This is a genomic window from Brucella pseudogrignonensis, assembly GCF_031454375.1.
GTDB classification, from domain to species: domain Bacteria; phylum Pseudomonadota; class Alphaproteobacteria; order Rhizobiales; family Rhizobiaceae; genus Brucella; species Brucella pseudogrignonensis_A.
Window position 1 is genome coordinate 508,032 of record NZ_JAVDQT010000003.1, and the last position, 6,158, is coordinate 514,189.

Consider the following 6,158-nt stretch of genomic DNA (forward strand, 5'->3'; position numbering starts at 1 on the left):
GATTAGAGGGAAGCAAACAGGAACGTCTGCATCATGTCTACCCGCTTTTTCCCGATTATGTTTGTGCTTCTCTGGGCCACTGGCTTTATCGGGGCAGGGCTTTCCATGCCTTATGCGGAGCCGTTCAGCTTTATGGCTGTGCGGTTTTCGATTGCAGCATGCATTATGATCCTGTGGGCTTTGGCAAGTGACAGTGTCTGGCCGAAAGGCAAAACGCTGCTCAATGCAGCCATTGTCGGCTGCCTTATTCACGGCGGCTATCTTTCAGCACTTTTCTGGGCGGTGCATCATGGTCTGCCTGCGGGCATGTCCGGACTGGTTGCAGGTTTGCAACCGATGCTGACCACGCTGATTGCAGCACTTCTTCTGGGCGAGCGCGCCAGTGGACGGCAATGGCTGGGGTTACTGATTGGCTTTCTTGGTGTTGCCATGGTGGTTTGGCCGAAGTTCTCGGGCCATAGCGGTGTTGACCCGCAAAGTCTGATTGCAGCCTTTTTGGCAGTTCTGGCAATTAGCACCGGCACAGTGTGGCAAAAACGTTTCGGCACGGCAGCGGATTTGAAGACCGGGACTGCGGTGCAATATATCGCGGCGGCAGCAATGACTGCGATTTGTGCTTTCGCCTTTGAAACCCGCGTGATGATCTGGTCGCCGCAACTGATCTTCGCGCTGATATGGCTGACGCTTGCGATCTCCATCGGCGCTATTCTGGCGCTTCTGGTGATGATCCGCGAAGGGGCTATGTCGAAGGTTGCGTCACTTTTCTATCTGGTGCCGGGCACTGCCGCGATCATGGCTTATCTGATTTTTGGTGAAACGCTGGGGCCAATTCAGATCGCGGGCATGGTTGTGACGACGCTCGGTGTGGCGCTGACTACTTTGCGTCGATAAGTTCGGGCTGCTGTTCGCGCTTGCGGTAGATCATAATTGCCGCGTTGATTTCTGCGCCAATAATGAAGATCGCGGACAACATATAAAGAAACACGATGGCCACCATGATCGAGGCCAGGCCCGCATAGGTGGTGACGTAGTTTGCAAATGTTTCGAGATATTTTGCAAAAGCAGTTGCGGCGGCAAGCCAAGCAATGAGCGTGATGCCAATTCCGGGAAGAATGTCGCTCATGCGGCGTTTTCCAGCAGGCAGCCAAATATGCACGATGAAAAGTGCCAGCACCAGAACGATCACTGCAATCGTATAGCGCCAGATGGCAATTGTGCCGGTAAAAGGCGCAATGTCTGGGAACCATTGCTCAGCCAGACGAACGGCAAGCGGTGCAAGAACCAGCAGAAAGCTGATGGCCATCAGGCTGATTGTGCCAATGAGAACGAAGCCCAAACTTTGCAGGCGGCAGAAGATGATTGAACGCTGGTCGGTTACGCGATAGGCGCGGTTAAGCGACATGCGCAAAGCTTCCACACCATTGGAAGCAAAATAGGCTGCCGCGATGACACTCAATGTCAAAAGTCCGCTGCGCTGAACGGTCAGAACATTCATAACCTCATTGGCAATCGGGCCCGCAATATTGGATGGCCACATATCGAAAATGACATGCACGGCATTATTGGCAAACTCCTTGGTGCCAAGAAAACCAGCCAGTGTTGTTGCGAAAATCAGGAATGGAAATAGCGCCATTAGCCCGGAAAGGGCGATGTGCGAAGCAAAAGCCCAGCCGTCGTCGGTGCTGAAATGCCAGTAAACGTCGTAAGTGACCTGACGGAGAAAACGTTTAACTTTTCGCATCCGTAGATTTTTTCCTTCGGTCGACCGACATTCATTCCAAGCGTTTAAATCTAGTATTAGATTCAATATTGCAAGGGGATAGCGGTTTTAAACGTGCCACGAATCAAGCACTCTCAATAAAAATAGGAGCGGAATCCGTATATGGTCGTGGAAATTGCAAAGCGTAGCATTCTTATAACCGGCTGTTCTTCGGGTATTGGGGCCTATTGCGCAACGGCTTTGCATGAGGCTGGCTGGCGCGTGTTTGCGACTGCACGAAAAGACGAGGATATTGCTGCACTCAAAGCTAAAGGCATTGAGGCGTTTTATCTCGATTATACTGAGCCGCAATCAATCGAAGCGCTGGTTGATGCAGTTTTGCGCGCCACCGATGGCAGGCTTGATGCACTTTTTAACAATGGTGCCTATGCGCAGCCGGGTGCCATTGAAGATTTGCCGGTCGAAGCATTGCGTGCACAATTTGACGCTAATTTCTTCGGCTGGCATGATCTGACGCGGCGTATCATTCCCACGATGCGCGCGCAGGGGCAGGGCCGGATTGTGCATTGCTCGTCTATTCTGGGGCTTGTGCCGATGAAGTGGCGCGGCGCTTATGTGGCATCAAAATTCGCGCTCGAAGGATTGATGATGGCGCAACGCATGGAGCTGGAAGGTTCAGGCATTGAAGTGTCGATGATCGAGCCGGGGCCAATAGCATCGCGCTTTACCTATAGTGCAGCGGCGCATGCGCGGGCCAATATTGACCTTGAAAACTCCGTGCATCGCGAACTCTATCAGCGCCAGATGGCAAAGCTCGAAGGTGGTGGCACAAAATCCAAAAACAAGCTTGGCCCGGAAGCGGTTTACGCGGTACTTGTGCATGCACTGGAAGCGCCAAAGCCGCGTCCGCATTACGCAGTTACGCGACCGGCGAAACTGGGTATTCTGGCTCGACGCCTGCTGCCGTCACGCTGGCTCTACAAAATGCTGTCCGATCAGTCTTGAAACCAACAAGACGACGGATAATGGGAGGAATGTAAATGGATTTCGTCTTCAAGGCGGCGGCCATGGTGGCCGTGATTGCTGTGGCAATCGTTTTGATTATTGGCCTGCGCAATATGATGCGGGGCGGTGACGGTAATTTCTCCAACAAGATGATGCAGTTGCGCGTTCTGCTGCAATTTGTTGCAATTCTGCTGGTCGTGGGGGCAATCTATTTTGCACGTCAGGCAAGTGGACAATAGCAAATGGTCAAGCTCAATAAGATTTATACCCGTACAGGCGATGATGGCACCACCGGCCTCACATCTGGTGCGCGCCGACTAAAATCCGATTTGCGCGTGGAAGCCTATGGCACGGTTGATGAAACCAATGCCTGTATCGGCTTGGCGCGACTGCATACAAGCGGTGCAGATTATGGCCCTATTGATGTGATGCTCATGCGCATCCAGAATGATCTGTTCGATCTGGGAGCTGATCTTTCAACGCCGGATGATGGGGAGCCGCTTGCCTATGAACCGCTGCGCATTGTTGCATCGCAGGTGACAAGGCTTGAATCCGACATCGATTATTTGAATGTTTCAATTCCGCCTTTGCGCTCGTTTATTCTGCCGGGTGGTTCGGCTGCGTCAGCAGCGCTACATCTGGCGCGCACGGTTTCGCGTCGTGCCGAACGACTGATGGTGGCGCTCGCAAAGGTCGAAGGCGAAGTCGTCTCAAAAGAGGCATTGCAATATATCAACCGCCTCTCCGATTTTCTGTTTGTTGCCGCCCGCGCCGTCAATGATAACGGCGCGAAAGACGTTCTTTGGGTGCCGGGCCAAAACCGGTAGGCATTGCCGTGAGGCCGGTCTGCAACTGGCGTTCTGTTTGCGCTTCGGTGCTCACTTACCTTAAGTAAGCTCCGCTCCGATGCTTAACAGACCACCATTTTCGCCACAGCCTGACGACAATGCGCGTTGCGGCTAGCTTTATCTCTTCGTTTTTACGCATGTCGTTATCGGAAAACCGGTCCCCACTTTTCCGCGACATGCTTTAGACGCCACGCTTATTGCCCCAGATCAGTACGTGAAGCTGGGGCAGAACACGCGCTTCAAACCAGTGATCTTCCATCACCTTGTCGATCAGCCATTCCATGCGGCTCATGATGCCATCCATGTCGATACGGGCGTCGTCATCTTCCGGCGGTGGTGGCGTGTGATTTCCCGGTTGAAGATAGACGGCCAAATGCGAGTGTCGGGCCGATGCAGCTTTTGCAAAGGCATAATCTGCATCATCAAAGACCACGAATTTCAACACTGTCTTTGGTCGTGATCCCGCAGCATCAATGCAGGCGGCGAGGGCCTGCCAGTCGGTTTCCATGCCGCTTGAAGGCGGTTTGGGGCTTAAGACCAATGTATCAAGTCGTGAAAACCAGTCTTTCGCGATCGATCCCTGTGTCTCTAGCGCAAAGCGGTAGCCTTGCATGTGACCATGATCGATCAGTGGTCCTAATGGTTGAATAGCCGGGTTTCCGCCAGAAAGTGACACTGTTATTGGCTTTTGGCCCGAAAGTGTCGTCACTTCATGCCATATGGCATCAATGCTCATCGGTTTCCAGTCATGGCGAAAGCGGCTTTCAACAGCATGCAGACTGTCACACCATGCGCAGCGGTAGTCGCAGCCGCCCGTGCGCACAAAAACAGTCGGCTCGCCGCTTAATACGCCTTCGCCCTGAATGGTTGGACCGAAAATCTCGCTGATGCGGATTTCAGGATGCTTGTTCATTGTTGCAGGAAACAAGGTTGCAGACGTTCTGGCCGATATTCCGCCCATGTTTTTGGGGTTTCGCTAACCCTTACCGCCGTCACTTCCTGCCAGCGGCTATGACACCACTCATAAAGGTGACGCGCCAGAAATTCTGCTGTTATGCGGTTATGTCCGAGCACATCGTTCAGATGGCGATGATCGAGTTCATCATCGATATAGCGCTTGAGTGGTGCAAGCTCGTGATAATCGCGGACAAAGCCATGCTGATCAAGATCATTGGCGGACAGTTCAACTTCCACGATATAGTTGTGTCCATGCAAGCGCGCGCATTGGTGATCGGCAGGAAGCTCTGTCAGCTGATGCGAAGCAGAGAAATGGAATTCCTTGGTGATGCGAAACATCAGGCGATCCTTTTCTCGATTGCTGCACGCCAGAAATCAGCGTCGGCATAATGTGTGGGATCTGTAACACCAGCGAGGTGGAAGGCCTCGCGTCGTTCGACACAGGTGCCGCAACGTCCGCAATGATGCTCGCCGCCTTTGTAGCAGGACCATGTTGCTTCAAATGGCGTTTCGTATTTTTCGCCGTCTGAAACGATGTCGCTTTTTGACTTGTGCACATAGGGCGCAAGCAGCCGCACATCAGCATAATCTTCCAGCGCATGGTTTTGCATGGTCTGGAAAGCATCGATAAAGCCGGGACGACAATCGGGGTAGATAAAGTGATCGCCACCGTGAACGGCGAGCGCTACGGCATCAGCTTTCTGTGCTGCTGCCACGCCGAAAGCAATGGCAATCATGATAGCATTGCGGTTGGGAACGACGGTAATTTTCATCGTTTCCTCGGCATAATGACCATCGGGAACATCGACGTCGTCTGTGAGCGCTGAGCCGGTCAGGCTTGCACCAATGGATCGAATATCGATGATTTGATGAGGAACGTTAAGCCGCTTTGCGCAGGCTTCAGCAAAGCTCAGTTCCTTTTTGTGTCGCTGGCCGTAATCGAAAGAAATAAGGCCAGTGAGCTGATGTTCCACTGCGATTTTATGCGCAAGCGAAACGGAGTCCAATCCGCCGGAGCAGATGACAAGCGTCTTCATAGTTTGAGTCCTTGTTTTGACCGGGTAGGCTGCGACCGGATGTTTACGCTGCACTCCTAACGCATGAGGTATGGCTTGTAAACGCCACGAAAATGGGAGGGCGCGGCATGAAGAAATTAAACGGGCCGACTGGTGCCAAGTCGTCAGGCGGCTTTCGGATAGACGTTAGTGCGAAAACGGAATGACTATCTGTCAGAATATATTCATTTAAATCGATATTGCCGCCCATGCACGATTGACGCGCACGTCAACCGTCTTTAGGTTTCGTGCCGGTTCCTGATGCTGCGGGGAAATGCTGGCTTTGACGGCGTTTCTGTCAGCAGCGTTGTCATGTCGGATTCTGACATGCGGGCAAAGATTCATGGCGGCATAGTCAGGCCGCAAAAAGTCATTGAAGAGGTAATCGCGGATGAAAGTCCTTGTCGCAGTAAAGCGGGTTGTAGATTACAACGTAAAGATCCGTGTTAAGGGTGATGGTTCAGGCGTTGAGCTTGCGAACGTCAAGATGTCGATGAACCCCTTTGACGAGATCGCGGTTGAAGAAGCGATCCGTTTGAAGGAAGCAGGCAAGGTCACGGAAATCGTCGTGGT

General features: G+C 52.6%; 8 protein-coding genes and 1 pseudogene. 5 read left to right on the plus strand and 4 right to left on the minus strand.

The features are described from left to right. The first annotated feature begins 33 nt into the window (after positions 1-33). Positions 34-891: a DMT family transporter gene (locus tag J2782_RS13275; protein ID WP_310013309.1), complete on the plus strand. Its 858-nt coding sequence runs from the start codon at positions 34-36 to the stop codon at positions 889-891. Here J2782_RS13275 and J2782_RS13280 read toward each other — a convergent pair. Next, the gene (locus J2782_RS13280) at positions 875-1,741 is read right to left on the minus strand and encodes a YihY/virulence factor BrkB family protein (protein WP_310013311.1); all 867 of its coding nucleotides are present in this window, start codon (positions 1,739-1,741) and stop codon (positions 875-877) included. The two genes, J2782_RS13275 and J2782_RS13280, sit on opposite strands and share 17 nt — an antisense overlap. Positions 1,742-1,882: 141 nt before the next feature. Between J2782_RS13280 and J2782_RS13285 the strand changes: the two genes are divergently transcribed. Genes J2782_RS13285 through J2782_RS13295 form a run of 3 tightly spaced genes read left to right on the plus strand, consistent with a single transcriptional unit; the run spans position 1,883 to position 3,552 of the window. After that, positions 1,883-2,725: an SDR family oxidoreductase gene (locus J2782_RS13285; protein WP_310013312.1), complete on the plus strand. Its 843-nt coding sequence runs from the start codon at positions 1,883-1,885 to the stop codon at positions 2,723-2,725. Positions 2,726-2,760: 35 nt separating this feature from the next. Next, positions 2,761-2,964, plus strand: coding sequence for a twin transmembrane helix small protein (locus tag J2782_RS13290; RefSeq protein WP_250041615.1), 204 nt, complete (start codon positions 2,761-2,763; stop codon positions 2,962-2,964). A 3-nt stretch (positions 2,965-2,967) separates the two neighbouring features. Continuing rightward, positions 2,968-3,552, plus strand: coding sequence for a cob(I)yrinic acid a,c-diamide adenosyltransferase (locus tag J2782_RS13295; RefSeq protein ID WP_310013313.1), 585 nt, complete (start codon positions 2,968-2,970; stop codon positions 3,550-3,552). A gap of 202 nt (positions 3,553-3,754) precedes the next feature. Here the strand turns inward: J2782_RS13295 and queE are convergent, their stop codons facing one another. Genes queE through queC form a run of 3 tightly spaced genes read right to left on the minus strand, consistent with a single transcriptional unit; the run spans position 3,755 to position 5,567 of the window. Continuing rightward, the gene (gene queE / locus J2782_RS13300; RefSeq protein ID WP_310013356.1) at positions 3,755-4,486 is read right to left on the minus strand and encodes a 7-carboxy-7-deazaguanine synthase QueE; all 732 of its coding nucleotides are present in this window, start codon (positions 4,484-4,486) and stop codon (positions 3,755-3,757) included. Then, positions 4,483-4,869, minus strand: coding sequence for a 6-carboxytetrahydropterin synthase QueD (gene queD, locus J2782_RS13305; RefSeq protein ID WP_310013315.1), 387 nt, complete (start codon positions 4,867-4,869; stop codon positions 4,483-4,485). The genes queE and queD overlap by 4 nt, the downstream gene beginning before the upstream one ends. Continuing rightward, complete coding sequence (queC, locus tag J2782_RS13310) at positions 4,869-5,567, minus strand: 7-cyano-7-deazaguanine synthase QueC (protein ID WP_310013317.1); 699 nt, start codon at positions 5,565-5,567, stop codon at positions 4,869-4,871. Before queC ends, queD begins: the two co-directional genes overlap by 1 nt. A 409-nt stretch (positions 5,568-5,976) precedes the next feature. On the opposite strand from queC, the pseudogene J2782_RS13315 reads away from it, so the two are divergent. Then, positions 5,977-6,158: pseudogene (locus J2782_RS13315) on the plus strand (electron transfer flavoprotein subunit beta/FixA family protein); the annotation flags it as partial.

What these genes read in the sequence shown, in the direction of transcription:
- J2782_RS13290 (WP_250041615.1), top strand. Translation starts at nt 2,761, where the DNA reads ATGGATTTCGTCTTCAAGGCGGCGGCCATGGTGGCCGTGATTGCTGTG.
- queC (WP_310013317.1), bottom strand. Translation starts at nt 5,567, where the DNA reads ATGAAGACGCTTGTCATCTGCTCCGGCGGATTGGACTCCGTTTCGCTT.
- J2782_RS13295 (WP_310013313.1), top strand. Translation starts at nt 2,968, where the DNA reads ATGGTCAAGCTCAATAAGATTTATACCCGTACAGGCGATGATGGCACC.
- queE (WP_310013356.1), bottom strand. Translation starts at nt 4,486, where the DNA reads ATGAACAAGCATCCTGAAATCCGCATCAGCGAGATTTTCGGTCCAACC.
- J2782_RS13280 (WP_310013311.1), bottom strand. Translation starts at nt 1,741, where the DNA reads ATGCGAAAAGTTAAACGTTTTCTCCGTCAGGTCACTTACGACGTTTAC.
- queD (WP_310013315.1), bottom strand. Translation starts at nt 4,869, where the DNA reads ATGTTTCGCATCACCAAGGAATTCCATTTCTCTGCTTCGCATCAGCTG.
- J2782_RS13275 (WP_310013309.1), top strand. Translation starts at nt 34, where the DNA reads ATGTCTACCCGCTTTTTCCCGATTATGTTTGTGCTTCTCTGGGCCACT.
- J2782_RS13285 (WP_310013312.1), top strand. Translation starts at nt 1,883, where the DNA reads ATGGTCGTGGAAATTGCAAAGCGTAGCATTCTTATAACCGGCTGTTCT.